The sequence below is a fragment of the Pseudogemmobacter hezensis genome, from assembly GCF_013155295.1.
Lineage (GTDB): Bacteria > Pseudomonadota > Alphaproteobacteria > Rhodobacterales > Rhodobacteraceae > Pseudogemmobacter > Pseudogemmobacter hezensis.
In genome coordinates this window covers 238482-264669 of the sequence record NZ_JABJXT010000002.1, presented here as the reverse complement: position 1 = coordinate 264669, position 26188 = coordinate 238482, and the positions used below count along the sequence as shown (strand labels likewise).

Below are 26188 nucleotides of genomic sequence, written 5' to 3'. Positions count from 1 at the left end.
CCAGCCCATCGCCCGGTTATGAGCCGGGGCCGAAGCGGCGGGGCAATGGCGGCGGCGGGGATGCGTCATGCCCGGCCAACAGGGCGACGACCCTGCCCAGATCGCCGCTGACCATCACCTGCCTGTCGCCGATGGATGCTGCCAGCAGCACCAGCGTGACCAGGATTGCGCCGGCGGGCCAGGCGCAGGTGTTCAGCTGGCTGCGGAATGGCTCTTTGCGGGTCTTGTGGCGGAACCTGCGCTGCGCGAGCCTGGCCCCCGGCCAGTCGCCGATCATCGCAATGAACAGAAGGTCGCGCTCGGGGATGCGGCGAAGCCCCTCAAGCGCGCGCCATTTGTCGGTGCGAAACTGATGCCAGGCGATGAAGCTGGTTGCGATGAACCAGGCAACACCCGCGAGCGCGATCAGCAAAGAGAGCGGGACAGGATACATTTCGGTCTTCTGTCCCGCAGCTTTGGCGAAATTATGACGCCCTCAGCCGGGATGCGACAGCAAGAGATGCGGCACCCCGTCTGAGGTTTTGTCAAAAGAGCGCCCCTTCGCGTCGATCTCTTTGCGGATCCGGCTGCGATAGTTCGAGAAACTGTCGAATGTCACCACATCGACCGGCTGATCCAGCTGCAGCTCGACCTCATATCGCCCCTCTGACAGCAGTCGGATTGCCACCACCTCTGCCAGAAATTCCTGGCCCAGATAGCGCCCGGCGACGGTGTCTCCGGGCATGGCCGGTGGTGGCTGCCGATTGCCCGCGCGGGCATGCAGCGTATTCCAGTCGTGAAAACCATGCGCCTTTGCCACCAGTTCGAGTGCGGCGGAATGGCTGACCTCATGCCCCTGGCGTGCCAGCTCTGCCCGCAGCATACGGGCCTGGTCTTTCGCCTGGTCAGTCGAGGGAATTTGTCTGGGACTATGACCCATTTTCCTTGCGTCCTTTCAGAGCGCCGGGATCTTTTCAATGGGGCCTGCATTGCCATCGAACCCGGCCTGATAAGGAACGGCGGAGTTTCGCTTTCCGGTTTCACCACGGCACAAAGCCAGCAGGCGGCAGGGACCGGAACCCTGCCGCCCACATAGGGCTTTGTGGCCCTGGGGTCAAGATTGGCCTGGTTCAGGTGGTCAGTTCGGTCTCGACCTGGATATTGCCGCGGGTGGCGTTCGAGTAGGGGCAGATGAAATGGCCGCGCTCGGCGATCTTTTCTGCGACGCTGCGCTCCAGGCCGGGCAGGCTGACGATCAGTTTGACGGCCAGACCAAAGCCCCCGTCAGAGCGCGGGCCGATCCCGACCTCGGCCCGGACGCTGGCATCCTCTGGCACCTGTCCCAGCTTTTCGGATGAGGCGGCAAAGCGCATCGCGCCCAGATAACAGGCGGCATAGCCGGTTGCGAACAGCTCTTCCGGGTTGTGCCCCAGGCCCGAGCCGCCCAGCTCTTTCGGGCTGGCCATGGTGACAGTCAGCTGGCCATTTTCCAGCCCTGACAGGCCATTGCGCCCGCCGCCGGTGGCTTTGGCGGTGGTGCGGTATTTGACGTCAACGCTCATGGTGTCTCCTGGGATGGTGCCCGGCACAGGAAAGGCCCGGCCGATGGGATATGCACGGGGCGGCTGGTGATGCTGAGGCCTGGATCTGCTCAGGCCCGGTTATGCTCAGACCCGGTGCCCGCGTGCGATGCGCAGGAACTGCTGCAATCTGCCGGGCCCTGCAGCCTCGCGCGGTTTATGGAAGGTTTCGCGTCCGCTGCGGGCGATGCGCAAAAAGGCCTGAACCCGCGCCCCGGTGGCGGCTGCACGTTTGTCGGCGAGATGTTTGGTCATGTCGACCCTCCTCACGTTTGCGGTGCTATGGGGCCAGCCTGACACAGAATCGGTGCTGGCCCAAGCCTGCAATCGGGGAATTGATAGTCTCAGCCAGGATTGGCCTGCGGGTTCAGGCCTGGGGCTGCAGTTGCGCCATTGCCCAGCGGGCCGCGTCAGCGACGACCGGATCGGCGTCGTCACACAGCGCGCGGGCCGCAGGCACCAGATCAGGCTGGCCAGAATTTCCGATGGCATAAAGCACGTTACGGACAAATCGGTCGCGGCCGATGCGCTTGATCGGGCTGCCTGCGAAACGGGCGCGAAAGCCCGCATCGTCAAGCGCTGCCAGCTCTGCCAGCTGGGGCGCCCCGATGCGCGGCTGATAGCCGATCTCCTGGGCGGCGGCGGCGAATTTGTTCCAGGGGCAGGCCGCCAGGCAATCATCGCAGCCATAGATGCGATTGCCCATCCGGGGGCGCAGCGCCTCATCGACGGGGCCTTTGTGCTCGATGGTCAGGTAAGAGATGCAGCGCCGCGCATCCAGCTGATAGGGCGCGGGGAAGGCATCGGTCGGGCAGGCGGTCAGACAGGCCCGGCACGATCCGCAATGCGAGACCTCTGCCGCATCCTTTGGCAGATCCAGCGTGGTGAAGATCGAGCCCAGAAAGAACCAGTTCCCCAGATCACGGCTTAACAGATTGGTGTGTTTGCCCTGCCAGCCAAGCCCTGCCGCCTGGGCCAGCGGCTTTTCCATCACCGGGGCGGTATCGACAAAGACCTTGATCTCTTCGCCAGGCCCCTGATCCAGCAGCCAGCGCCCCAGCCGTTTCAGCCGCCGCTTGACCAGATCGTGGTAGTCCTTGCCCTGGGCATAGACAGAGATCGCCGCGCGGTCTTTTTGGTCCAGCACCAGGCGGGGGTCTGTCTCAGGCGTGTAAAGCTCGGCCAGCATGATCACCGAACGCGCCTCTGGCCAAAGCGCCGAAGGATCGCCGCGCCAGTGCTCACGCTCGGCCATCCAGCCCATGCTGCCGTGATGGCCCGCCTCAAGGAAGGCCCGCAATCGCGCCGCCGTGCCGGGCACGGCATCGGGCGCACAGATCCCCATCTTCGAGAAACCCTCTTCCAGCGCCCGCTGGCGCAGACGGTCTTTCAGAGGCGTGGGATCGGTGCGTTTCATCGCGCAAAGATACCCCGAGCGGGGCGGAACAGCCAGCCCGGCAGAGCAGGGCGGGCGGGGGAGGGACAGGCCCCGATCAGACGATCAGAAGTCGAGATCGGTATATTGCTGCGGCGGCGGAAAGCCCGGAACCTGGTCGCGCAGCAATGTGGTGCGGAAGGCGGGACGCGATTTTATCTTGGCATACCAGTCTTTTACGACCTCATGCCGGTTCCAGTCCACATCCGAGATGTAATCCAGGCTGGAGAGATGCGCCACAGCAGTCAGGTCGGCCAGGGTCATCACATCGCCCGCCAGCCAGCTGCGGCGCTCCAGCAGCCAGGCCATGTAATCCAGGTGATATTTGATCCGGCTGGCCCCGAATTTCACATTGCGCGAATCCGGGTAGCCCTCTTTCGCCAGCTTTTTGTTCACCCGCTCATAAAGCAGTTTCGAGGTGACCTCGTGATGGAACTTGTCATCAAACCATGCGCAAAGGCGGCGGGTCTCATAACGTGCCTCGGGATCGCGCGGGATCAGCGAGGGGGCTGGCACGGTCTCGTCCAGGTATTCACAGATCGCCTGGCTTTCGCTGAGCAATTTGCCATTCAGGCGCAGGATCGGCACTTTGCCCGCCGGATTGCGGCGCATAAAGTCCTGGCTCTGCTCCCAATAGCGTTCTTCGACCAGCTCGACCTCGATCTTCTTCTCGGCAAGCGTCAGCCGAACCTTGCGGCAAAAGGGCGAAAGGGTAACGTGATAAAGACGGTTCATCTGATTTTGCTGCCCGGAAACTCTCACTGTCCTAGCGGCTGAGGGTCTCGGGTTCAATCCCGATGCACCGAAGGGGCGGGAAAACAGGCGAAACCATGCAGCGAAAGCCGGTTTTACTGAAAACAGCCGGCGCGGCCATCGGCCTGGATGGTCTCGGCCCCTGAGATGATCGCCCGGGTCCGCTTGCGCACAAAATCGGTTGGCTTCGAGGCCGAGCGCCCCTTTGGATCGGGCAGCACCGCCGCCAGCCTGGCCGCCTGCAGCGCCGTCAGATTGCGGGCATCGACGCCGAAATAATGCTGCGCGGCGGCCTGGACGCCAAAGACGCCCTCATCAAATTCGGCGACGTTCAGATAGACCTCAAGGATGCGCTCTTTCGACCAGACCAGCTCGATTGCGGGGGTCAGCGCGGCCTCGGCGGCTTTGCGAAACCATGAGCGGTCATGCCAGAGGAACACGTTCTTGGCCACCTGCTGCGAGATGGTCGAGGCCCCGCGCCCAGAGCCGGAATCAATCGCCGCCCGGATCGCCGCCATGTCAAAGCCCCAGTGGTTGCAGAAATTCGCATCCTCTGCCGCCACAGCCGAGCGCCCCATCACCGGGGCGATCTCATCCCAGGAGACCCAGTCGCGCTTTATGCCGCCCAGCCGCCAGCTTTCCTGGATCTGATAGATATTGATCGGGGGCGGCACAAAGCTGAACAGCAGGATCAGCAGGAAGAAAAACCCGACCACCCCCAGCACCAGCCGCAGCACCCAGCCCCGCAGCCGCGCCAGAAACCCTGCGGGGCGCGCCAGAGATTTCGCCTGCGACTTTGCAGCCGGCTTTTTCCGTGGTTTGCGGACCACTGGCGTCTTTTCCTCGGGCTGCTCTGTGATTTCCTCGACCATGATCTGCAATGGCCCGATCCGCGGCTTTGCGTCAAGCCATGCTGCGCCAGGCTGCGGTTAAGGCCCGCGAGTCGTGGCCTGGCCGCCCGCATCTTCCCCTGCCCGCATTTTCCGGGGCCAGGCAGGGCGGCGACGGAAATGCCGGGGGGCGGCGTTGAACCCGGTATGATCCATGTAAAGAGGTAGGCCCATGGTGACGCAAAAACTGATCCCCGCTTTGTTTGTAGCAGCCCTTGGGCTGATGCCGGTCCCATTGTTCGCGCAGGCCGCGCCCGAGGCGGCTGAGGATGCCCGTCCAGACAGCCCGGCCGGGCACCCGCCCGCCCGCGGTGGCATGCCCGGGGGGGTGCACGGGGGGATGCATGGCGCAATGCCGGGGGGCGCGCGCGGCCCGATGATCCGTCTCGACTTCGGTGGTGGGCGCACGATCAGCGTGAATTGCGGTGACACCGCGATTGAGGCCTGTGTGCAGGCGATTTCCCCGCTGACCGACAAGCTGGCCGCGACCCCGGTTCGTGAGGATCGCAATGGCCCGCATAAGGGCAAGAAAGATCATCACGACCGCAAAGGGGATAAAAAGGGCGACAAAAAGAAGCCTGGCCCCGGCAAGGATGGCCGCAAAGATGACGCGCCGCCGCCGCCCGCAGCCGAGTAAGCCCGGGCTTTCCCCGGATTCGGGTAAGATTTACAGGCCGCCTGTCAGGGGCGGCCTGTTCTCATTTGGCGCCATGCGACATCCGCGCATGTTATGCGGGCTTTGGGCGCCGGGATCGGCTCTTGACCTTTGGGCGCCAGCCGTGATTGCGTGACAGTGTCCCGGCATGATCAATGCTGGCGGAATGATGTGCCATTTGTCGTTGTGCGTGGGGAAAATTATTCCGATCCTGGTTGGTGTGTGTTGGAATTTCAGCGGGAATTGGGGGCCCGGGCCCGGTTTGCCCGGCCCCGGTTCGGGCCAGATAGGGCAGATATGAGCAAGCATCCCGAGGTAACGGGTTTTTATGAAAAACGCACCGGATCGGTGCAATATGTCGTGGCTGATCCGGCGACGAAGGACTGTGTGATCATCGATCCGGTGCTGGATTACGACGAGAAATCCGGCGCGGTGGCGACGTTTGAGGCGGATCGCCTGCTGGGTTTCATCGCGCAGAAGGGCTATCGCCTGACGCAGATCCTGGACACCCATCCGCATGCCGATCACTTTTCGGCGGCAGATTATCTGCGGCAAAAGACCGGGGCACCAACGGCGATCGGTGCGATGATCACCGGGGTGCAGAAGCTGTGGAACGGCTTTTACAACCGCGATGATCTGGCGGCAGATGGCTCGCAATGGGATCGGCTTTATGCCGATGGCGATGGTTTTCAGGTCGGCTCGATCCCGGCGCGGGTGATGCATTCGCCAGGGCATACGCTGGCCTCGGTCACCTATGTGATCGGGGATGCGGCCTTTGTGCATGACACGCTTTTCATGCCCGACAGCGGCACCGCGCGGGCCGATTTCCCGGGCGGCAGCGCGACGGCGCTTTGGGCCTCGATCCAGGCGATCCTGGCGCTGCCCGATGAAACGCGGATTTTTACGGGCCATGATTATTGCCAGGGCGGGCGGGAGGCTGCCTGGGAATCCACTGTCGCCAGCCAGCGGGCGGAAAACATCCATATCGCAAAATACCTGACCGAGGCCGGGTTTGTCGCTGCCCGCGAGGCCCGTGACGCCACACTGCCGATGCCCCGGCTGATCCTGCATGCGCTGCAGGTGAACACCAATGCCGGACGGCTGCCCGCGCCCGAGGCAAATGGCTCACATTATCTGAAAATACCTCTGAACCTGTTCAAAACCACCTGGGACTAACCTGGCCATCCGGTCAGCCGTAACTGCAAAGGCAACGAAGATGACGGAATTCACCCCCTGGAGCAGCCTCGCCGGAGGCGCATTGATCGGGCTGGCGGCGGTTCTGCTGATGGCGCTGCATGGAAGGATCATGGGTGTGACCGGGATTCTGTCGGGCATGTTGCCGGGCGCGGCGGCTGGCGGGGGACGCGGCTGGCGGCTGGCCTTTCTGGCAGGCGCGGTGCTGGCGCCGCTGTTTTTGACCAGGGCCTTTGGCCTTGAGGTGGGTTTTGACAGCCCGGTTTCATGGGCGGCGGTGGCGGTCAGCGGATTTCTGGTCGGCATGGGGGTGACCTGGGGCGGCGGCTGCACCTCTGGCCATGGGATCTGCGGCAATGCGCGGCTGTCGCCACGCTCGCTGGTGGCCACGCTGACCTTTATGGCGACGGCGACGCTGACGGTCTGGGTGATCCGCCACCTGATTGGGGGGATCTGAGATGCCTTTGCTTGCAGCTTTGCTGATCGGGATGATCTTTGGCAGCGGTATCGTGCTGGCGGGCATGGCGAACCCGGCCAAGGTTCTGAATTTCTTTGACATCGCAGGCAGCTGGGATCCGTCTTTGGCCTTCGTGATGGGGGGCGCACTGGCGGTGACGCTGATCGGCTACCGTTTTGTGCTGCGCCGCCTGCGCCCGGCTTTCGACCAGGGCTTTCACCTGCCCGCCCGGGCGGCGATTGATCGGCGGCTGGTTGGCGGCTCGGCCCTTTTGGGGATCGGCTGGGGGATTGCTGGTTTTTGCCCGGGCGGCGCGATCCCCGCGCTGGGGCTGCTGCGGCCCGAGCCGCTTTTGTTTGTGGCGACGCTGCTGGCGGGCATGCTGGCGGCGCGTCAGCTGAAAAAGCGCTGAGCAATGCGGAACCTGCGCCGCTGGATGCCGATCTTCGACTGGGGGCGCAGCTATACGCGGGCGACGCTGGGGGCGGATCTGCTGGCGGCGCTGATCGTGGCGATCATGCTGATCCCGCAGGGACTGGCCTATGCGATGCTGGCCGGGATGCCGCCCGAGGCGGGGCTTTACGCCTCAATCCTGCCGCTGATCGCCTATGCGCTGTTTGGCAGCAGCCGGGTGCTGGCGGTGGGGTCGGTGGCGGTGATCTCTTTGATGACGGCATCGGCGGTGGCGCCTGTGGTGGCGCAGGGGCTGGCTGATGCGGTGACGGCGGCTGCGGTGCTGGCGCTGATGTCGGGGGCGATGCTGGTCGCGATGGGGGTGCTGCGGCTGGGATTCGTGGCGAATTTCCTCAGCCATCCGGTGATCTCGGGGTTTATCACCGCATCCGGCCTGCTGATTGCCGCCGGGCAGCTGGGGCATATCCTGGGCGTCGGGGGCGGGGGCAGCACGCTGCCTGCCGTCGTCACCCGGCTGAGCGGGGCAGGTCCGCTTAATGCGGTAACGATGATGATCGGCCTCGGCGTGCTGGTGTTTTTATGGCTGGCCCGCAGCCGTCTGAAGGGCTGGCTGATGCGGGCGGGGGCAGGCGGGCTGATGGCGGGGATCATCGCCCGCGCCGCGCCCGTTCTGGCGATTTTCGTCACGATCGGCCTGTCGCTGACGCTGGATCTGGGCGGCAAGGGTGTGGCGCTGGTTGGCCAGGTGCCCGCGGGCCTGCCGGGGCTGGCGCTGCCGGGGCTTAGCCTGGCGCTGGTTACAGCCCTGGCCCCGGCGGCCTTTCTGATCGCGGTGGTGGGCTTTGTGGAATCGGTCTCGGTTGCGCGGACGCTGGCTGCCAAACGACGCGAGCGGATCGGCCCCGACCAGGAGCTGATCGGCCTTGGCGCCGCCAATATCGCGGCGGGGCTGAGCGGGGCCTATCCGGTGACCGGGGGCTTTGCCCGCTCGGTGGTGAATTTCGATGCCGGGGCGCAGACGCCTGCCGCGGGGGCTTTTACCGCGCTGGCCATCGCGCTGGCGGCGCTGTTTCTGGCCCCGATGCTGGCGGCGCTGCCCCAGGCGGTGCTGGCGGCGACCATTATCATCGCGGTGCTTTCGCTGGTGGATCTGCCGGCGCTGGCCCGGGTCTGGCGCTATTCGCGCCCTGATTTCGCGGCAATGGCGGCGACGATCCTGGTCACCCTGGGCTTTGGTGTCGAAGCGGGGATCATGGCCGGGGTCGGCCTGTCGATCCTTTTGGTCTTATGGCGGGCCAGCCATCCGCACTCGGCGGTGGTGGGCCAGGTCCCCGGGACCGAGCATTACCGCAATGTCACCCGCCATCAGGTGATCACCAACCCGGTGGTGCTGTCTTTGCGGGTCGATGAAAGCCTGTGGTTTGCCAATACCGGCTTTCTTGAGGACCGGATCGAGGCGCTGGCGGCCTGTTCGCCGGGGCTGAAGCATATCGTGCTGATGTGCCCGGCGGTGAATGAGATCGACATCAGCGCGCTGGAAAGCCTGGGCGATATCAACCGCCGCCTGATGGATGCCGGGATCCGCTTTCACCTCTCTGAGGTGAAGGGCCCGGTGATGGACCGTCTGAAATGCAGTGATTTCCTGTCAGAGCTGAGCGGCGAGGTCTTTCTCAGCCAGCATGAGGCGATGTGCAGGCTGGGGCAGCTGCCTGGCTGCGGCCCGGCGGCGGGCGATGCGCTTTGACGCGAATGGCCTGTCAGAGGGCGGATTTGCGCTTGAATCACGGCGGCACTGGCGCGACACCGATAGCCCTGGAAACTGCCCGCCTGACTGCAGGCCGGGCGCGGCATATGGGGCAGGCGGATGGCGGGCACAGTCTTGGGGACCAATCCGGATACTGACCTGAGGGCGGGCTCGCTGGAAGAAGAGCTGCGGCTGGTCGGGCAGCTGGTTGAGGCATCGCTGCCGCTTTGGCCTTTGCCTGCGGGGGCGGAGGCGCGTCTTCTGAACATTGCCGAGAACCTGACCTGGCTGATCCGCGCCGGAGCGTTTCGTGCCGTTTTGCGGGTGCATCGGCCCGGCTATCACTCGCGCCGTGGGATCGGGCAGGAGCTTGCCTGGTCGCAGGCCCTGGCGCGTGAGGCCGGGATCGACACGCCCGCGCCGATTGCCGGGGTGAATGGCGAACTGGTGCAAGAGGGATCGGTGCCGGGGCTGGGCCCGCGCCATATGGTGCTGTTTGAATTCGCGCCCGGGCGGCAGCCTGATGAGGATGAGGATCTGGTCGCGCCCTTTCATACCTTGGGCGCGATTGCGGCCCGCACCCATCTGCATGCCCAGGGCTGGGCGGCGGGCGAGGATCTTGAGCGGCTGGTCTGGGATGAAGATGCGGTCTTTGGCGCGGGCGCGACCTGGGGCGACTGGCGGGATGCGCCCAATGTGACTCCAGAGATCTGCGTGGTGCTGGAGGCGGTCGAGGCCCTGCTGCGCCAGCGTCTGGCCCTTTGGGGCAAGGGGCGCGCGCGTTATGGGCTGATCCATGGTGATATGCGGCTGGCCAATCTGCTGATCAGCGAGGGGCGGACGGTGCTGATCGATTTCGACGATTCCGGCCTTGGCTGGTATCTTTACGATTTCGCCGCCGCGATCAGTTTTATGGAAGATCACCCGCAGGTGCCTGCCCTGCGGGCGGCCTGGACCGAGGGGTATCGCGGGGTCGCGCCACTGTCAGATGAGGAAGAGCGCGAGATCGACACTTTCGTCATGCTGCGGCGGATGGCGCTTTTGGCCTGGATCGGCAGCCATATCGAGGCGCCTGAGCCCCGCGCCATGGCCCCGCATTTCGCGGAAGGGACGGCGCGGCTGGGGCGGATCTGGCTGGCGGGGGGCTCGGTCACCGGATTGCCAGCGCCTGGGCTGACGTCGGACCCTCTGGCAGCGCCGGGGGGTTAAGACCCCCCGGACCCCCCGCGTTGCGCCCGGTTACCCTTTGGGCGCTGAGGCTCAGGCTTCGTTGCGCGACGGATCGAAGCGCAGCAGCCTGAGCGCGTTCAGCGTCACCAGCACCGTCGCGCCGGTATCGGCGAGGATCGCAATCCACAGCCCGGTGATCCCCAGCACCGAGGTCACCAGGAATACCGCCTTCAGCCCAAGTGCCAGCGTGATGTTTTGCCGGATGTTGTCCATCGTGGCCCTGGACAGCCGGATCAGCGCGGGCACATCGGCCACCCGGTCGCGCAGGATCGCCGCATCCGCCGTTTCCAGCGCCACATCGGTGCCCGAGCCCATCGCCACGCCGACATCGGCCTGTTTCAGCGCCGGCGCGTCATTGATGCCGTCGCCGATCATCATCACGCCGCCGGCCTCGCGCAGCTGGCGGATCGCGTTCAGCTTGTCTGCGGGCATCATCTGGGCGCGGAACTCCATCCCCAGCCCGGCTGCGATGGCCGCCGCCGTGCGCGGGTTGTCCCCGGTCAGGATGGTCGCGCCGATCCCGAGGCTGCCCAGCTGGCGGATCGCCAGGGCGGCATCCTCGCGCGGCTCGTCGCGCATGGCGATCAGGCCCAGCGGCTGGCCTTCGGTGAAGACCGCGACCACGGTCTTGCCCTCGGCCTCAAGCGTATTGGCGCGGGCCAGGGCCTCGGCTGGCAGGCCGCCCGCCTCTGCCGCATGGCTGGGCGAGGAGACCCAGGCCCGGACTTCGCCTGCGGGCGTGGTGACCAGCGCCTCGACACCTTTGCCGATGATCGCCTTTGCCTCTCGCGCCGGATGGGCGGTGACGCCCGCTGCCGCAACCCGCGCCAGAACCGCACGGGCCAGCGGGTGCGACGACCCGGTCTCGACCGCGCCCGCAACCGCCAGCAGATCGGCCTCGGGGACGCCCGCTGCCGCCACCAGATCGGTCACTTCGGGCCGCCCCCAGGTCAGGGTGCCGGTCTTGTCAAAGGCGATGTTGCGGATATTCGCGGTAGCCTCGATCACCGCGCCACCTTTCAGCAGCAGGCCCTTTTTCGCCCCCGCAGACAGGGCCGAGGCGATAGAGGCCGGGACCGAGATCACCAGCGCACAGGGGCAGCCGATCAGCAAAAGCGCAAGCCCACGATAGATCCAGGTTCCCCAGTCTGCCCCCGCCGCGAGCGGCGGGATCAGGATCACCAGCAGGGAGATCCCAACGATTGCAGGCATGTAGATGCGCGAGAAACGGTCGATGAAACGTTCTGTCGGGGCGCGGGATTCCTCGGCCTCTTCGACGAGGCGGATGATGCGGCTGATCGTATTGTCAGCGGCCTCGCGGGTGACGGTGACGCGCAGGACCGCCTCGGCATTGATCGCGCCTGCGAAGACCGCATCGCCCGGGCCTTTGGTGACGGGCACGCTTTCGCCGGTCACCGGGCTTTCATCAATGCCGCTGGTGCCTGAGAGGATGGTGCCATCGGCCGGCACCCGGTCGCCCGGGCGCACGAGGACGGTCTGGCCGATGGTCAGCGTCTCGGCCGGGATTTCGCGGCTTTGGCCGTTTTCCTCGATGATCGCCGTTTTGGGCACCAGGTTTGCCAGCGCCCTGATCCCGTCGCGGGCCTTATTGGCGGCGACGCCTTCCAGCACCTCGCCCACCGCGAAAAGGAAGACCACCAGTGCCGCCTCTTCCGCCGCGCCGATGAACAGCGCACCGATGGCCGCGATGGTCATCAGGCTTTCGATGGTGAAGGGCTGGCCCATGCGCAGCGCCTCGAAAGCGCGTTTTGCCACCGGGGCGACGCCGATCACACAGGCGCCAAGAAAGGCCCAATAGCCATATTCGACCGAGGTCAGCAGCTCGAATATCCAGGCCATGGCCAGCAGGATCCCGGTCAGGATCACCAGCCGCCCCTTGCCCGTCAGATACCAGGCTTTGCCGCGATCTGCCGGGTTGTCATGGGAATGAACATGGCCGGGCGCTTCGTGGTCGTGGTCGTGGTCGTGGTCGTGGTGATCGTTGTCCGGCTTTGCCGCATGCTCAGGCGCGGGCCCGCTTTTCTGCCCGATGTCATAGCCCAGGCGGCGCACCACGGCCTCAACCTCTTCAGGCGCGGCACCAGGCGCGAGATTAAGCGAGAGCCGCTCGCTCATCAGGGCGACTTTCACATCGCTGACGCCGGGCAGGCGCTCGACTGCCTTGGTGACTTTCACGGTGCAGGCGGCGCAATCCATGCCCGTCACCTGCCATTCATGGCGCCTGGTTTGCTCTGTCATATCCGATCCTCTGGCCCCGGAGCGGATCACGCATCCGGGGCTTTTCTTCATCGAATCAGGTTTTAATTCCTCTAGCCACTATAGAGACAAGTGGTTTTGTGACCTGCCCGACCAGATCGGAGCGGCTCAGACGGGGGTCACCAAAGGCTTGCCATCGGCAAAGGCGATCAGGTTTTCCAGCGCCAGAAAGCCCATTTCTTCGCGGGCCTCGATACAGGCGGTGCCCAGATGCGGCAGCAGGACGACATTTTCCATCGCCTTCAGAGCCTCGGGAACCGCAGGCTCAAACTCATAGACATCCAGGCCAGCGGCGCGGATCTTCCCGGCCTGCAGGGCGGCGATCAGCGCTGCCTCATCGACCACATCGCCGCGGGCGATATTCACAAAGATCCCATGCGGCGCCATATGGGCCAGCGCTTCTGCGTTGATCATGTGATGGGTTTCGGCGCTGCCGGGCACGCAAACCACCACGAAATCCGCCGCCATTGCAGTGGCGAAATCGACCTGGGTTGCGGGCAGGCCAGGATCTGCCAGGGCAGAGCGGTTGTGGAACACCACCACCATGCCAAAGCCGTAATGCAGCCGCCGCGCCACCGCCTTGCCGATCCGGCCCATGCCGATGATGCCGACGCGCTTGCCGGAAACATGGGTGCCCAGCATCTGCGTTGGCTTCCAGCCATGCCAGCGCCCGTCGCGGACGACCCGCTCGCCCTCGCCCAGCCGCCGCGCGGCCATCAGCAAAAGCGCGACGCCCAGATCGGCGGTCGATTCCGTCACCGCGCCGGGGGTATTGGTCACCGGAATGCCAGCCGCTTTTGCCGCCGCCACGTCGATATGGTTATAGCCCGCGCCGAAATTCGCCAGCAGCTTTGCGCGGGGGGCAGGCACGGCCGCAAAAACCTCGGCCGTGAAACGGTCGCCGATTGAGCACAGCACCAGATCGTAATCGCGCAGCATCGCCTCCAGCTCGGTATCGTCCGGGTTCTGCGGCAGATCGCGCAGCGTCACGTCAAAGCGGGCGCGGGCGGCGTCGATGACGCGGGGCGGCAGGTCACGGGTGATCAGCAGTTTCATCAGAACATCCTCCCGGCCAGGGGCACGTCCTGGCCGGGGACCAGCAGCACGACCTCGCCATCGGCATCGGGCACGCCCAGCACCAGCACCTCGGATTTCACCGGGCCGATCTGGCGGGGCGGGAAATTCACCACCGCCATCACCTGGCGGCCGATCAGCCCCTCAATCGTGTAATGTTTGGTGATCTGCGCCGATGAGCGTTTCACGCCGATATCCGGCCCGAAGTCGATGCGCAGCTTAAACGCGGGTTTGCGGGCCTCGGGGAAGGGTTCGGCCTCGATGATGCGGCCGACGCGAATATCCACCTTTGCGAAATCGTCATAGCTGATCTGGTCTGTCATTTTTCCGCTCATTTCCCAAGTTCTCTGCCGCGATCCGCAGCCGCCTTTACCGCCCGTCGCATCAGCGCGGGAAAGCCGGTTTCGGGATCCATCAGCACCGCAAGCGCCGCAGCGGTGGTGCCGCCGGGCGATGTGACATTGATCCGCAACTGCGCCGCGCTGTCATCTGAGCGATGCGCAAGTTCGCCCGAGCCGGTGACGGTGGCCCTGGCCAGTTGCATCGCGGTCTCAGCGGGAAGGCCTTCGGCCTCGCCCGCCGCTGCCAGCGCCTCGATCAGGTGAAAGACATAGGCCGGGCCAGAGCCGGAAACGGCGGTGACCGCGTCGATCTGCGCCTCATTTTCCAGCTGAACCACCTGGCCCACCGCCTGCATCAGAAGGCGTGCCTGGTCCAGCTGCTTTGCGGTTGCATGGGCATTGCCAACCAGACCTGAGATCCCGCGCCCGACCATCGCGGGGGTGTTCGGCATTACCCGCACGATGGGGGTTTGCGCACCAAGCACCTGTTCCAGCGTCGCAATCGTGGTGCCAGCGGCGATTGAGATGAACAAGGTCGCGCCATTTCCAAGCGCCTTCAGCCCTGGTAACGCCGCGCCCATCATCTGCGGCTTGACCGCGAGAATGGCGATTTCGGCCTGTTCAGGCACGCCCTGGTTCAGATGCACGCCGCTGGCCAGCAGCCAGTCAGAGGGATGCGGCTCGATCACCCAGACGTTGCTGGCGGGCACGCCGCTGTCCAGCCAGCCTTTCAGCAAAGCCGAGCCCATCTTGCCGCAGCCCAGCAGCAAAATTCCATTGTCAATTTTAAGATTTGCCGACATCGCGCCCCGTCTTTCCGCCCCTTTGGGCCAAAAGGTCAAAGGCCCAGTCTGGGCAAGAGGTTAGGCGCGACCGTAGGCCTCTGCAATGGCGACTTTCATCGCATCCTCGGGGGTGCGATCGCCCCAAAGCGTCAGCTGGAAGGCCGGGTAAAAGCGTTCCGCCGCCAGCACCGCCGAGGAGATCAGCCGGTCGATCTGTTCCGGCCCGGCCACCTGGCCGCCCGCAAGGCACAGCCCATAGCGCCAGACCATCAGCCGCTGCTCATCCCACCAGGTGAAACCGCCGGTCCAGACCATGTCATTGCAGCGGTTGATCAGCTCATAAAGCTGGGCCATGCGGGCCTCGGGGGGCTCCATCTCGAAGGTGCAGATCAGGCGCAGTGTCTCATCCTGGTCAGACCAGGCCAGGGTCAGCGAATAGGTGCGCCACTGCCCCTCAACCGCCATGGCGATCTGGTCATCGGTGACGCGGTCAAACTCCCATGCGTTGCTGGCGGCCAGGGTCTCGACGATGTCGATGGGATGGATCTCATCCGAGAGCAGATAATCTTCGGAAAGTGACATGCCCGGCCTCATCATGACGCTTCTGGTCTGTGGGTAACCACCAGAAGCTGTGGGGACGGCAAGGTTATGTGGACTTATCCACAGGCCCCACCAGATATTGATATTATCCTGATTCGTTCCTCTTGCCATGTAAAGCAGTTTGTTGGGGGGAAACCTGTGGAAAACCGGGTTTTCCACAGGAAGATTCGCCTGATGCGGCGGTTGCAGCCGAAACGCCCGATGAAAATGACCCCCGCGCAGGGGCTGCACGGGGGCCGGAACGGGCAGGGGACGCGAATGGCTGCCTGATGGGGGACAGGCCTCACTCAGCACATTGGGGAACTGGGCCCGAACCTGGGCTCAGCTTAACGGCAAAGCGATTCAGGCATATGACAACCGCAGCGGCCCAGCCTGCGCCCAGTCTGCGCCCCGCTTAGCGGCGCGAGTTGATCATCCCGACGATCTCTTTGGTCTTTGCAAGGATCGGGCTGGCAATCGCATCGGCGCGGGCCGCGCCCTCGCCCAGGATCCGGTCGATCTCTGCGGGATCCTGCATATAGCGGTTCATCGCCTCGGTGATCGGCGAGAGTTTGGCCACCGCCAGATCGGCGAGGCGCGGCTTGAAGGTGCCGAATTGCGCGCCTGCAAATTCGCGGATCACCGCCTCGGGGGTGCTGCCTTCCAGCGCGGCATAGATATTGACCAGATTGCGCGCCTCGGGGCGGTCTTTCAGGCCCTCCAGCGTCTCGGGCAGCGGGTTCGGGTCGGTGGTGGCCTTGCGGATTTTCTTCGCAATCGTGTCGGCATCATCGGTCAGGTTGATGCGGCTGGCATCGGAAGGATCGGACTTCGACATCTTCTTCGTGCCGTCGCGCAAAGACATGACGCGGGTGGCCGAGCCCTCGATCAGCGGCTCGGTAATCGGGAAGAAATCGACGCCGTAGTCATGGTTGAACTTGGCGGCGATGTCGCGGGTCAGTTCGAGATGCTGCTTCTGATCCTCGCCCACCGGAACCTGGGTGGTGTGGTAAAGCAGGATATCGGCCGCCATCAGCGAGGGATAAGCCAGCAGGCCAAGGCTGGAGTTCTCTGCGTTCTTGCCCGCCGTTTTGTCCTTGAATTGCGTCATCCGATACATCCAGCCGATGCGGGCGACGCAGTTCAGGATCCAGGCCAGCTCGGCATGGCCAGTCACCTGGCTTTGATTGAAGATGATCGAGCGGGCCGGGTCGATGCCCGAGGCCAGATAGGCGGCGGTAATCTCGCGCGTCTGGTGACGCAGCTTTTCGGGATCCTGCCAGACGGTGATCGCATGCAGATCGACGACGCAATAGATCGTCTCGATCCCCTCATCCTGCTTTTCGGCGAACCGCTTCAGCGCGCCAAGGTAATTGCCCAGCGTCATGCCGCCCGAGGGCTGGATGCCGGAAAAGATCCGTGGCGTGAAGGCCGGATTGGCGGCAACTGGCGCGGACATGATGCACTCCGTCTGGAAAAACTGACCTGCACGGCGTAAGCCTTCGCGGCAGAGGCGTCAACATCCGCGCCTGTAAAGGAACCTGCCGCATGTATGAGACCGACCCCAACGCCAGCCCGTTCAACCAGCTGCCCTGGATCGTCTGGGCGCTGGTCCTGCCGATGATCGCAGCCGAGATCGTGCTGGGCCTGGCCCAGGCCGAACTTATCGGTGGCCCGACCGCGATCGGCTGGCGCGGCCATGCGATCATGAATTACGCGGTGGCCCCCAATGTGGTTGACTACCTCTGGATCAACCGCGTCTGGGACGAGCTGGCCCTGCGGTTTGTGGCCTTCCCCTTCATCCATCACACCACCACCAGCGCCCTTTTCGGCGTCGTGCTGACGCTGGCACTGGGCAAGATGGTGGGCGAGGTTTTCCGCTGGTGGGCGGTGCTGGTGGTGTTCTTCGGGGCCAGCTGGCTGGGGGCTTTGGCCTTCCTGCAACTGGTGCCCTATGAAAATTATCCGCTGATCGGGGCCTATACCGGGGTCTATGGGCTGATCGGGGCTTTCACCTTCCTTCTGTGGGTGCAGCTGATCGGCACCGGCAGCAATGGTTACCGGGCCTTCACGCTGATCGGGATGCTGCTTTTCGTGCAGCTGGTCTTTGGCGTGCTGTTTGGCGGCGGCTATGAATGGATCGCCGAGGTCGCAGGTTTCGCCACCGGCTTTGGCCTGTCTTTCATCGCCAGCCCCGGCGGCTGGGGGCGGGTGATGGCGCGGCTGCGCAACCGCTGAGGCCGCGCGCCCCGGATCGTCACGGATCACGCCGGATCTGTGCACATCGGTGCATAAAAGACCCTTCGGCTGCGCGGTCGGGCCGGTTGTGCATGCCGCAGCCTTTGGCATAGCTCAGACCGAAATAAGTCATTGGGACAGAACCATGATCGGGCCAAAGACCGGAGCCGCCATCTGCGCCATCCTCTGGGGATTCACCTATTTGCTGGCCGGGCACTGGCTGCCGCCGCATCCTGAAATGGCGGGCGCGATCCGGGCACTGGGCGGGGCGGCGTTTCTTTTTCTTTTGCAGCGCCAGATGCCTGCACCTGGCTGGTGGGGCAGGCTGATCGTGCTGGGCACGCTGAATGTCGGGCTGTTCTTCGGGCTGTTTTTCGTTGGCGCGATGCGGCTGCAGGGCGGGGTTGCGGCGGTGTTCCAGGCGCTTGGCCCGGTTTTCGTTCTGATTCTGGCCTGGATGATCCTGAAGCGCCGGCCCTCGGGGTTGCAGCTGCTGGCCGTCAGCCTGGGGCTGGTGGGTGTGGCGATGGTGGTGCTGAAAGACGGGGCGACGATTGATGCACTGGGCGTCGTGGCAATGCTGGGCTGTGTGCTGTCGATCTCGCTGGGCGGCGTGCTTTTGGGGCGTTGGGGCAGCCCGGGGATTGGCGTCGTCTCTTTCACCGCCTGGCAGCTTTTGATCGGCGGGGCCGAGCTGACGCTGGTCGCGCTGCTGATCGGCGATTTTCAGGGCCCTCTCAGCGGGCAGAACATCCTGGCCTTTGTCATCCTTGCGGTGGTTCTGACCGGAATCCCCTTCCTTCTGTGGTTTCGCGGCCTCGAGGCGGTGGGGGCCGTCGGCGTCATGCCGCTGATCCTTCTGACCCCGGTCACCGCGCTTGTGCTGGATGCGGTCTTGCTGCGGATCATGCCCGCGCCGCTGCAGCTGCTGGGCGTGGCGGTGGTGATGCTTTCGCTTTTCCTCAATCAACGGGCGCTGGCCGCCCGCTGATCGCTATTTGCCGGGCCCTTGCTTAGCCGCGCTTGCCACGGCGGAGCGAGGCTTTCAGATCGGCAAGGCTCATTGCGCCGGTCAGGCTGGCGGTGGCGAAATAGCTGCCCATCCCCACCAGCACCATCGCCAGCAGCAAAGGCGTGCGGCTGCCCTTTTCGGTGACCGCATCGCCAAGCCCCCACATCATCGCCAGCAGCACCGCCCCCATCACCAGAGATGACAGGATGATGCGCGGCAGACGGCGGCGGAACCGCGCATCCATCTGCGCCGAAGCCCCCATCCGGCGCGAGCCCAGCCACAGCTGCACAACCATGATCCAGCCCGCAGCCGAAGTGGCAATCGCCGCCGCCAGAAAGCCGATCAGCGGCATCAGCGCAATCGCCAGCACCGCATTCACCACCATGGAAATCACCGCGTAATTGAACGGGCGGCGGGTGTCGTGGCGGGCGTAAAACTGCGGCTGCAGCACCTTATGCAGCACGAAGGCAGGCAAGCCCGCCCCGTAAACCGCCAGCGCCAGCGCGGTATTATGGGCGGCATGGGCGTCATAGGCGCCGCGCTCAAAGATCACGCCGATGATGGGGCGTGCGATCACGATCAGCGCCACCGCCGCCGGAAGGGTCAGCAAAAGCGCGAACTCGGCCCCACGCGAGAAGGAATGCTGCGCGCCCTCAGGATCCTCTGCCCGCAGACGGCGCGAGATTTCGGGCAGCAGCACCACGCCGATGGCGATGCCGACCACACCCAGCGGCAGCTGGTAAAGCCGGTCTGCGTTGTAAAGCCAGGTGATCGCGCCATCGGTGTAACTCGCCACCTGACGGCCCACGATCAGATTGACCTGCACCACGCCGCCCGCCAGCGCGGCCGGGGCCGCGATAATCGCCAGCCGCTTCAGCTCTGGCGTCCATTTCGGCAGCTGGAACGGCAGCGTGAACCCGACCCGCCGCAGCGCCCACCAGGTGAACGCCAGCTGCAAAACGCCTGAGACCGAGACCGACCATGCCAGTGTCCGCCCCATATCCCAGCCGAACCGACGCGCCAGGATCATGCCGACGATCATCGTCGCCGACAGCAGGATCGTCACCGCCGAGGTCGCCAGAAACCGCCCCATCGAGTTCAAAACCCCCGACAACAGCGCCGTCAGCGAGATGAACAGGATATAGGGGAAGGCAATCCGCCCCATGGTCACCGCCAGATCAAAGCGCGGATCGCCCTGAAAGCCCGAGGCCATCGCCCAGACCAGCGCCGGCATGATGACAATCGCAATCGCCGAGAAAACGGCCAGAAAGGCAGCCAGGCTCCAGTAGGCGTCGCGGGCGAAGCCATTCGCGTCCTCGCCGCCCTCCAGCTTTTTGGAATACATCGGCACGAAGGCCATGTTGAACGCGCCCTCGGCGAAAAGGCGGCGGAACATATTCGGCAGCGACTGCGCCACCACAAAGGCCTGGGCCACCGGGCCATCGCCCAGGTAAGCCGACATGAACATATCGCGCACAAGGCCTGCGACGCGCGAAATCAGCGTCCAGAATCCTACGGTCAGGAACCCCGCCACCAGCCGGATCGGTTTCATTTCGGGATCTGCTCCTCAGCCCTTATTGGTTCAGCCTTCAGTCGTTCAACCGGGGGCCTGTGCCCGCTCGGCCCCGTCAGAGATCGCCTGACGGAGCTTTTTCTCCAGTGCCTCCTGGCGACGCTTTTCGTGCAGTTTCAGCCCGAAAGTGTCTTTGACATAGAAGGTATCGACCACCTGGGCGCCATAGGTCGCAATCACCGCCGAGACGATAGAGATATTGTTGTTCGCCAGCGTCCGGGTCAGGTCATACAGCAGGCCGGGGCGGTCGCGGGTATCAACCTCGATGATCGTGTAGATATCCGAGCCTTCATTATCGATGGTGATATGGGTCGGGAAGCGGAACTCACGCTCGCGCCGTTTGACCTTGTCGCGGTCTTTCAGCGCGTCGCGGGCGACGACCTGGCCGCGCAGGGTCTTGTCGATCATCTGCCGCAGCCGGGGCAGGCGCGAGATTTCATAGGGATGGCCCTCGGCATCCTGGACCCAGAACACCGCCGTGGCATAGCCGTCTTTCGAGGTATAGGTGCGGGCATCGACCACATTCGCGCCCACCAGCGCCAGCGCCCCCGCCAGGCGTGAGAAGATCCCCGGATGATCGGCCAGCGCGAAACAGGCGCGGGTGGCATCGCGTGAGGTGTCCGGTTCCAGATCAATGCGGATCTCATCGTCGCCAAGATCACGCAGCAGCCCGGCAAAGACCACCTGGGTCGAGGTTTCCAGCCCCTGCCAATATTGCGGATAATGGCGCTGCGTCTCGATGCGCAGGTCTTTGGCGTCCCAACCGGGCAGGGCCTCGCGCAGGGCGCGCTTTGCCTCATCAGCGCGGTTCTCGCGGTTGACGGTTTCAAGACCCGCCTCCAGCGCCTCGGCGGTGACCTGGTGCAGCTGGCGCAGAAGCATCGCTTTCCAGTTGTTCCAGGTGTTCGGCCCGACGCCGCGAATATCGCAGACGGTCAGCACGGTCAGCAGATCCAGCCGCTTGCGGGTTTTTACCGCCTTGGCAAAGTCGCGCACCGTGCGCGGATCACCTATGTCGCGTTTTTGCGCCATGTCGGACATCAAGAGATGCCAGCGCACCAGCCATTCAACCGTCTCACATTCCTCATCGGTCAGCCCCAGCCGTGGCGCGACCCGGCGGGCAATCTGCGCACCGAGGATCGAGTGATCCTCTGGCCGCCCCTTGCCGATGTCATGCAGCAAAAGCGCCACATAAAGCACGCGGCGGTTGACGCCGGTTTTCAGGATTTCCGAGGAAAGCGGCAGCTCTTCGATCAGCTCTTCGCGCTCGATCTGCGCAAGGGTCGAGATGCACTGGATCGTATGCTCATCGACCGTATAGCTGTGATAAACGTTGAACTGCATCATGGCGACGATGGGTTCAAATTCGGGGATAAAGGCCGCCAGAACGCCCAATTCGTTCATCCGCCGCAGGCTGCGTTCCGGGTTGCCGTGTTTCAGCAGCAGATCAAGGAAGATCCGCGCCGCCTCGGGCGTTTCGCGCATGTCATCGTCGATCAGCGCGAGGTTCGCGGTGACCAGCCGCATCACATTGGGGTGCAGCAGATAGCCGGTGCGCAGACCTTCCTCAAAGACGCGAAGCAGGTTCAGCTTGTCTTGCAGAAACTCGGCCGGGTTGACCACATCAATGCGGCCCTGCACCAGACAGTAGCCGGGGCGGACGCGTTTGGTCAGCTTGAACAGCCCCTTCAGCGAGGCCTCACGTTTCGCATGCCGCGCCTCAAGCCCGGTCAGGAAGATGCGGGTCAGCTCGCCGACGCGGGTGGCGTGGCGGAAGTAATCCTGCATGAAAATCTCAACCGCGCGACGCCCGCCCGCATCCTTATAGCCCATGCGGGCCGCGACCTCGGGCTGCAGATCGAAGGTCAGCTGATCGGTGGCACGGCCTGTGATGTAATGCAGATGGCTGCGCACCACCCAGAGGAAATCCTCAGCGGCGCGGAAGGTCTCATATTCCTCGCGGGTGAAAAGGCCCGCGTTGACCAGCCCGGCTGCTTTCGGCACCCGGTGCAGATATTTGCCGATCCAGTAAAGGGTCTGCAGGTCGCGCAACCCGCCCTTGCCCTCTTTGACATTGGGTTCCAGCACATAGCGCTGCCCGCCCTGGCGGCGGTGACGCTCGGCCCGTTCGGCCAGTTTGGCCTCAATAAATTCGGGGCCGGTTTTGCGGAAAACCTCATTCCAGAGCTTATCGGCCAGCTCTTCGGCCAGGGCCGCGTCACCGGCGATGAAGCGCTTCTCCAGCATGGCGGTGCGGATGGTGATGTCTTCGCGTGCCAGACGCAGACAGTCGCGGATGGTGCGCACCGCATGGCCGACCTTCAGCTTCAGATCCCAAAGCATATAAAGCATGCTTTCGACCACGCATTCCGCCCATGGGGTGGTTCTGGCCGGGGTCAGAAACAGCAGGTCGATATCGGAACTGGGCGCCATCTCGGCGCGGCCATAGCCGCCGACAGCCAGGATGGCGAGGCGTTCGGCCTCGGTCGGGACAGAAACCGGATGCAGCCTTTGGGCGACGGCGAAGGCAATCGTCACCAGCTGATCGGTCAGAAAGGCCTGGGCCGAGATCAGCGGCCGCGCCTCGCCGGGATGGGCGCGGAAGGCGGCCTCAAGCGCAGCATTGGCGCGGGTTTTCGCCGCCGCCAGATGGGCGACCGCGACAGAGCGGGCAGGCTTTCCGGTCAGCCCGTCACGCTCGATTTCATCGAGGATGGCCCGGATTACCGGGCCTGCGTCCAGGATCTCGGATTCGGGCAGCAAAAGCGGAATGGCAGCCGGAACGAAACCGGCTGCCTTATCTGCGATCTGATCTGATGCCTGGCGGTGGTCTTTTCCGGCCCCTTTGCGGGACCCCGGATCAGAGCCCTGCGCCAGAGAAGCTGCGGGGAGCAGGGTCAATCACGACCACCTGATTGTTGCGGATTTCAGCGACGGCAAGGCCGCGCTCATTGGTGCCATTGGCGCGCAGGCGGAAGATGCCCGAGACGCCGACAAAGCCAGCATTCTGCGTCAGAGAGCCGGTCGACATATCGCTGCCCTGGCGCGCCAGCGCCCCGATTGCCGCCACGCCGTCATAGGCCAGGCCCGCAATCGGATGCGGTGCCGCGCCATAGGCCGACTGATAGCGGCTTTGGAACTGCGCATAGAGGTTCGGATCGGGCAGCGTGAACCAGCCACCCTGCACGCCCGGCAGACCCAGCGTCTGCGCGGGTACATCCCAGCGGGTCAGGCCAAGGAATTTCGATGCGTTGCGATCCAGGCCATTGTCGATCAGCAGCTGGCTCAGCAGCGGCAATGCGCCTGCGGTGTCAGCGGTCAGAAACAGCGCCGAGGCCCCGGTTTCACGCGCGGTCGAGACGATGCCCGGGGCCGCCGAAGACACGCCCTGCTGGCTGAATTCATAGGAATTGACCGCGACAACCGTGCCACCCGAGGCGGTGATACCGCGCTGGATCGCCCGTTTCCCGGCCTCACCCGCGGCATTGCGCTCATGCACGATCATGATGCGGTTCTTGCCCTGGCGCACAGCGTAAGAGGCCATGCGGCGGGCGGAATTGTCAAAAGTCGGCCCCAGGACGAAGACATTGCCGCCTGCGATATCGACGTTGTTCGAGAACGCGAGAAGGTTGATCCCCTTGCCCGCCAGCGCGACGCCTGCGGCATTGGCCTCTTGCGCAAAGACCGGGCCCAGGATGACCTCGGCGCCCTCATTTGCGGCCTGCAGCGCCATGGCTGAGGCCTGCGCGGGGCTGCCGCCGGTCTGGTAGACGCGCAGATCGATCTTTACGCCCGAAAGATCAGCCGCCGCCAGACGTGCGGCATTGGTCAGGCTGTCTGCCAGAATCTGATCGCTGGCCTGGCCAGAACCGCCCGGCACCAGCAGCGCAACCTGCACAGGTTTTGCGCGGTCGCTTTTGCCAGGTGTGCCACCGCCGCCGTTGCCCGAAGGCACACAGGCCGCAGCAAAGAGCGCAAAGAAGACGAAAATGAAGCGACCCAGGGACTTGCGGGCCATACGGAATGCGGACAACATCAGGTCTCCTTAACGCGGACATCGCTCCGAACCGAATAGAAGTCCGGGCCTGGTGATAGCAATCAGGTTAGTTGTTTCTACGGTCGAAGTAAACGCAGGCAGAGCGAAGAGATGACGGGAAATTCAGAGAATTCTTCCCGCTGGCGGGCCTCCGCCGGTGGGATTGCGCCGGGTTTGCATCTTGTTGCCACCCCGATCGGGGCGGCACGTGACATTACGCTCAGGGCGCTGGACATCCTGGCCGGTGCCGATGTGCTGGCGGCTGAGGACACGCGCACCCTGCGCCACCTGATGGAGATCCACGGCGTTGCGCTGAATGGCAGGCCGCTGATTGCGGTGCATGATCACAATGAGAAAGGCGTCGCGGCCAGAATCACCGGATTGCTGCGCGAGGGGCGCTCGGTCGCCTATGCGTCAGAGGCCGGGACGCCGCTGATCTCTGACCCCGGTTTCGGCCTCGCGCGGGCGGCTGTCGAAGCTGGCCAGACGGTTCTGGCCGCGCCAGGGGCCTCGGCTGTTCTGGCGGCGCTGGCGGTGGCAGGCCTGCCGACGGATCGCTTCCTTTTTGCTGGCTTCCCGCCTGCAGCGGCAGGCGAAAGGCAGCGGTTTTTCGCTGAGTTGCTTGCCGTTGGCGCGACGGCCGTATTCTACGAATCACCACGCCGTATTCGTAAGACACTGGCAGAGCTGGCAGTGATATGCGGCCCCACGCGCCGCGCGGCCGTCTGCCGCGAGCTGACCAAACGTCATGAAGAAGTGTTGCGTGGCAGCTTTGATGAGTTGCTGGAAGCTATTGGAGACACTGATCCAAAAGGAGAAATTGTTCTGGTCGTTGACCGCGCGCCGCCGGAGCAGTCAGGACCGGAGGCGATTGCCCTTGCGCTGGATCAGGCACTTTTGACGATGCGCGTTAAGGAAGCAGCAGCATTTGTCGCGCAAACTCTGAATGTTGCGCGACGTGAGGTCTATCAGATGGCCCTGGAGCGCAGCCGCAAACCCGATTGAATGGGAAGATTGCCATGCCTCTTGATGTGCTTCACGAAGACTTCTCGCCTCAACGTTACGCCAGGGAGCAGAGGGGCCTGAGAAACCATTTGTCGGGGCGGGCTGCGGAAGAGGCGGTCGCCCGCCATTATCGGGCAGGCGGCTACAGGGTTTTGCAACAGCGCTGGCGGGGTCAGGCTGGTGAAATTGATCTGATTGCCGCAAAGGGCGACGATCTGGTCATCGTTGAGGTGAAAAGCGCCAGAAGCCATGATATCGCAGCGGGGTACTTTGGCCCGGCTCAGCAGCGTCGTTTGGGTAAAAGTGCCGAAAACTATCTGTTCGATGTGCATCTGGCTGGGCGTGACCCGATGATCGAGGTTGATATGCGCTTTGATCTGGCACTTGTCGACGCGATGGGGCGCATTGATATCGTGGAAGCGGCGTTCTTTCTCTGACGAGTTCGCGTTGGTCGCTCGTTGATACGTTCGTGCGATGGGGAAAGATGCCCGTTACCATCCGTTCGGGCGCTTACTTATCAGTTTCGATAGCTTTGAAGCTGATCGCGGCGGTCGGCAATGCGAGCCAATATTTCAGGGGGGGCGACATGGCTCAGACCTGGATCATGCGTCGGGCAGAAGTTACCTTGCAACGGGATACAGATAGGGAAGCCATGAGATTGGTGGCCTTGAATGAGCAGACCCGACCCTGCTCGCTGTTCGGCGAAGATCTGGAAAGGTTACAATGACGCGCTGAAGCAGTACGGTTCCCTGCTGATCTGGCCGAACAGCCGCATGGTATGGGTCGCGCCGAAGCTCCGGGCCAATGGCGGGCCGCCCGGTGTTCAGCTGCGGTGAGCGTCAGAAAACAGTCCTCGAGACTGTTTTCTGAGGAACGCCGTCCAGCTTTGTTTGAAGACGAAGGTTCTGTTCGGGTTACCACTTCGACCAATAGAGCC

The 26188-nt window shown here is 64.0% G+C and carries 27 protein-coding genes; 11 read left to right on the top strand and 16 right to left on the bottom strand.

Annotation, left to right across the window (positions count from 1 at the left end):
* Positions 1 to 16: 16 nt before the first annotated feature.
* From HOY34_RS03240 to mtgA, 7 genes are all read right to left on the bottom strand, one after another.
* On the bottom strand, positions 17 to 433 hold the full coding sequence (locus tag HOY34_RS03240) for a DUF1294 domain-containing protein (RefSeq protein ID WP_172359888.1): 417 nt from the start codon (positions 431 to 433) through the stop codon (positions 17 to 19).
* Positions 434 to 475: 42 nt separating this feature from the next.
* Positions 476 to 919 (bottom strand): glyoxalase superfamily protein, encoded by a 444-nt coding sequence (locus tag HOY34_RS03235; protein ID WP_172359887.1) that lies wholly within the window; start codon positions 917 to 919, stop codon positions 476 to 478.
* Positions 920 to 1109: 190 nt separating this feature from the next.
* Positions 1110 to 1541 (bottom strand): organic hydroperoxide resistance protein, encoded by a 432-nt coding sequence (locus HOY34_RS03230; RefSeq protein ID WP_172359886.1) that lies wholly within the window; start codon positions 1539 to 1541, stop codon positions 1110 to 1112.
* 105 nt (positions 1542 to 1646) lie between these two features.
* Positions 1647 to 1814, bottom strand: coding sequence for a hypothetical protein (locus HOY34_RS03225; protein ID WP_172359885.1), 168 nt, complete (start codon positions 1812 to 1814; stop codon positions 1647 to 1649).
* Between the two features lie 112 nt (positions 1815 to 1926).
* Positions 1927 to 2976 carry a tRNA epoxyqueuosine(34) reductase QueG gene (gene queG / locus HOY34_RS03220; protein ID WP_172359884.1) on the bottom strand — a complete coding sequence of 350 codons (1050 nt, stop codon included), beginning with the start codon at positions 2974 to 2976 and terminating at the stop codon, positions 1927 to 1929.
* Positions 2977 to 3060: 84 nt separating this feature from the next.
* Complete coding sequence (gene fzlA, locus HOY34_RS03215) at positions 3061 to 3729, bottom strand: FtsZ-binding protein FzlA (protein ID WP_172359883.1); 669 nt, start codon at positions 3727 to 3729, stop codon at positions 3061 to 3063.
* A 113-nt stretch (positions 3730 to 3842) separates the two neighbouring features.
* Positions 3843 to 4619 (bottom strand): monofunctional biosynthetic peptidoglycan transglycosylase, encoded by a 777-nt coding sequence (mtgA, locus tag HOY34_RS03210; RefSeq protein WP_172360017.1) that lies wholly within the window; start codon positions 4617 to 4619, stop codon positions 3843 to 3845.
* Between the two features lie 190 nt (positions 4620 to 4809).
* Between mtgA and HOY34_RS03205 the strand changes: the two genes are divergently transcribed.
* The 6 genes from HOY34_RS03205 to HOY34_RS03180 all read left to right on the top strand — a co-directional run bounded on the left by HOY34_RS03205 (position 4810) and on the right by HOY34_RS03180 (position 10310).
* On the top strand, positions 4810 to 5274 hold the full coding sequence (locus HOY34_RS03205; RefSeq protein ID WP_172359882.1) for a hypothetical protein: 465 nt from the start codon (positions 4810 to 4812) through the stop codon (positions 5272 to 5274).
* Positions 5275 to 5589: 315 nt separating this feature from the next.
* A complete protein-coding gene (locus HOY34_RS03200) occupies positions 5590 to 6468 on the top strand; it encodes an MBL fold metallo-hydrolase (protein ID WP_172359881.1) in 879 nt (292 codons plus the stop codon).
* A gap of 40 nt (positions 6469 to 6508) precedes the next feature.
* Positions 6509 to 6943: a YeeE/YedE family protein gene (locus HOY34_RS03195; RefSeq protein WP_172359880.1), complete on the top strand. Its 435-nt coding sequence runs from the start codon at positions 6509 to 6511 to the stop codon at positions 6941 to 6943.
* Position 6944: 1 nt separating this feature from the next.
* Entirely contained in the window at positions 6945 to 7355 is a 411-nt protein-coding gene (locus HOY34_RS03190) for a DUF6691 family protein (protein ID WP_172359879.1), read from the top strand.
* A gap of 3 nt (positions 7356 to 7358) precedes the next feature.
* Positions 7359 to 9101 carry a SulP family inorganic anion transporter gene (locus HOY34_RS03185; protein WP_172359878.1) on the top strand — a complete coding sequence of 581 codons (1743 nt, stop codon included), beginning with the start codon at positions 7359 to 7361 and terminating at the stop codon, positions 9099 to 9101.
* Between the two features lie 120 nt (positions 9102 to 9221).
* Positions 9222 to 10310 (top strand): phosphotransferase enzyme family protein, encoded by a 1089-nt coding sequence (locus tag HOY34_RS03180; RefSeq protein ID WP_172359877.1) that lies wholly within the window; start codon positions 9222 to 9224, stop codon positions 10308 to 10310.
* Between the two features lie 51 nt (positions 10311 to 10361).
* Here the strand turns inward: HOY34_RS03180 and HOY34_RS03175 are convergent, their stop codons facing one another.
* From HOY34_RS03175 to trpS, 6 genes are all read right to left on the bottom strand, one after another.
* Positions 10362 to 12590: a heavy metal translocating P-type ATPase gene (locus HOY34_RS03175; RefSeq protein WP_172359876.1), complete on the bottom strand. Its 2229-nt coding sequence runs from the start codon at positions 12588 to 12590 to the stop codon at positions 10362 to 10364.
* A 126-nt stretch (positions 12591 to 12716) separates the two neighbouring features.
* A complete protein-coding gene (locus HOY34_RS03170; protein ID WP_172359875.1) occupies positions 12717 to 13664 on the bottom strand; it encodes a 2-hydroxyacid dehydrogenase in 948 nt (315 codons plus the stop codon).
* Positions 13664 to 14005, bottom strand: a complete 342-nt coding sequence (locus HOY34_RS03165; protein WP_172359874.1) for a tRNA-binding protein — start codon at positions 14003 to 14005, stop codon at positions 13664 to 13666. The genes HOY34_RS03170 and HOY34_RS03165 overlap by 1 nt, the downstream gene beginning before the upstream one ends.
* Before the next feature lie 8 nt (positions 14006 to 14013).
* Positions 14014 to 14826: a pyrroline-5-carboxylate reductase gene (gene proC / locus HOY34_RS03160; protein WP_172359873.1), complete on the bottom strand. Its 813-nt coding sequence runs from the start codon at positions 14824 to 14826 to the stop codon at positions 14014 to 14016.
* 60 nt (positions 14827 to 14886) lie between these two features.
* Positions 14887 to 15390 carry a type III secretion system chaperone family protein gene (locus HOY34_RS03155; protein ID WP_172359872.1) on the bottom strand — a complete coding sequence of 168 codons (504 nt, stop codon included), beginning with the start codon at positions 15388 to 15390 and terminating at the stop codon, positions 14887 to 14889.
* A gap of 412 nt (positions 15391 to 15802) precedes the next feature.
* A complete protein-coding gene (trpS, locus tag HOY34_RS03150; protein WP_172359871.1) occupies positions 15803 to 16846 on the bottom strand; it encodes a tryptophan--tRNA ligase in 1044 nt (347 codons plus the stop codon).
* A gap of 89 nt (positions 16847 to 16935) precedes the next feature.
* Here trpS and HOY34_RS03145 point away from each other — a divergent pair, with 89 nt between their 5' ends.
* Together HOY34_RS03145 and HOY34_RS03140 are read left to right on the top strand one after the other, a co-directional pair.
* Positions 16936 to 17625 carry a rhomboid family intramembrane serine protease gene (locus HOY34_RS03145; RefSeq protein WP_172359870.1) on the top strand — a complete coding sequence of 230 codons (690 nt, stop codon included), beginning with the start codon at positions 16936 to 16938 and terminating at the stop codon, positions 17623 to 17625.
* A 145-nt stretch (positions 17626 to 17770) separates the two neighbouring features.
* The gene (locus tag HOY34_RS03140; RefSeq protein ID WP_172359869.1) at positions 17771 to 18616 is read left to right on the top strand and encodes an EamA family transporter; all 846 of its coding nucleotides are present in this window, start codon (positions 17771 to 17773) and stop codon (positions 18614 to 18616) included.
* Positions 18617 to 18638: 22 nt separating this feature from the next.
* Here the strand turns inward: HOY34_RS03140 and murJ are convergent, their stop codons facing one another.
* The 3 genes from murJ to HOY34_RS03125 are packed head-to-tail and all read right to left on the bottom strand — an operon-like array spanning position 18639 to position 24246.
* Entirely contained in the window at positions 18639 to 20189 is a 1551-nt protein-coding gene (murJ, locus tag HOY34_RS03135; RefSeq protein ID WP_172359868.1) for a murein biosynthesis integral membrane protein MurJ, read from the bottom strand.
* Between the two features lie 45 nt (positions 20190 to 20234).
* Positions 20235 to 23018, bottom strand: a complete 2784-nt coding sequence (locus tag HOY34_RS03130) for a [protein-PII] uridylyltransferase (protein ID WP_366926908.1) — start codon at positions 23016 to 23018, stop codon at positions 20235 to 20237.
* A gap of 52 nt (positions 23019 to 23070) precedes the next feature.
* Positions 23071 to 24246, bottom strand: a complete 1176-nt coding sequence (locus HOY34_RS03125) for a penicillin-binding protein activator (protein WP_172359866.1) — start codon at positions 24244 to 24246, stop codon at positions 23071 to 23073.
* Positions 24247 to 24357: 111 nt separating this feature from the next.
* Here HOY34_RS03125 and rsmI point away from each other — a divergent pair, with 111 nt between their 5' ends.
* Genes rsmI through HOY34_RS03110 form a run of 3 tightly spaced genes read left to right on the top strand, consistent with a single transcriptional unit; the run spans position 24358 to position 25978 of the window.
* Complete coding sequence (rsmI, locus tag HOY34_RS03120; protein WP_172359865.1) at positions 24358 to 25251, top strand: 16S rRNA (cytidine(1402)-2'-O)-methyltransferase; 894 nt, start codon at positions 24358 to 24360, stop codon at positions 25249 to 25251.
* A 14-nt stretch (positions 25252 to 25265) separates the two neighbouring features.
* Positions 25266 to 25688 (top strand): YraN family protein, encoded by a 423-nt coding sequence (locus HOY34_RS03115; RefSeq protein WP_172359864.1) that lies wholly within the window; start codon positions 25266 to 25268, stop codon positions 25686 to 25688.
* Between the two features lie 47 nt (positions 25689 to 25735).
* Entirely contained in the window at positions 25736 to 25978 is a 243-nt protein-coding gene (locus HOY34_RS03110) for a hypothetical protein (protein ID WP_172359863.1), read from the top strand.
* Positions 25979 to 26188: the final 210 nt, after the last annotated feature.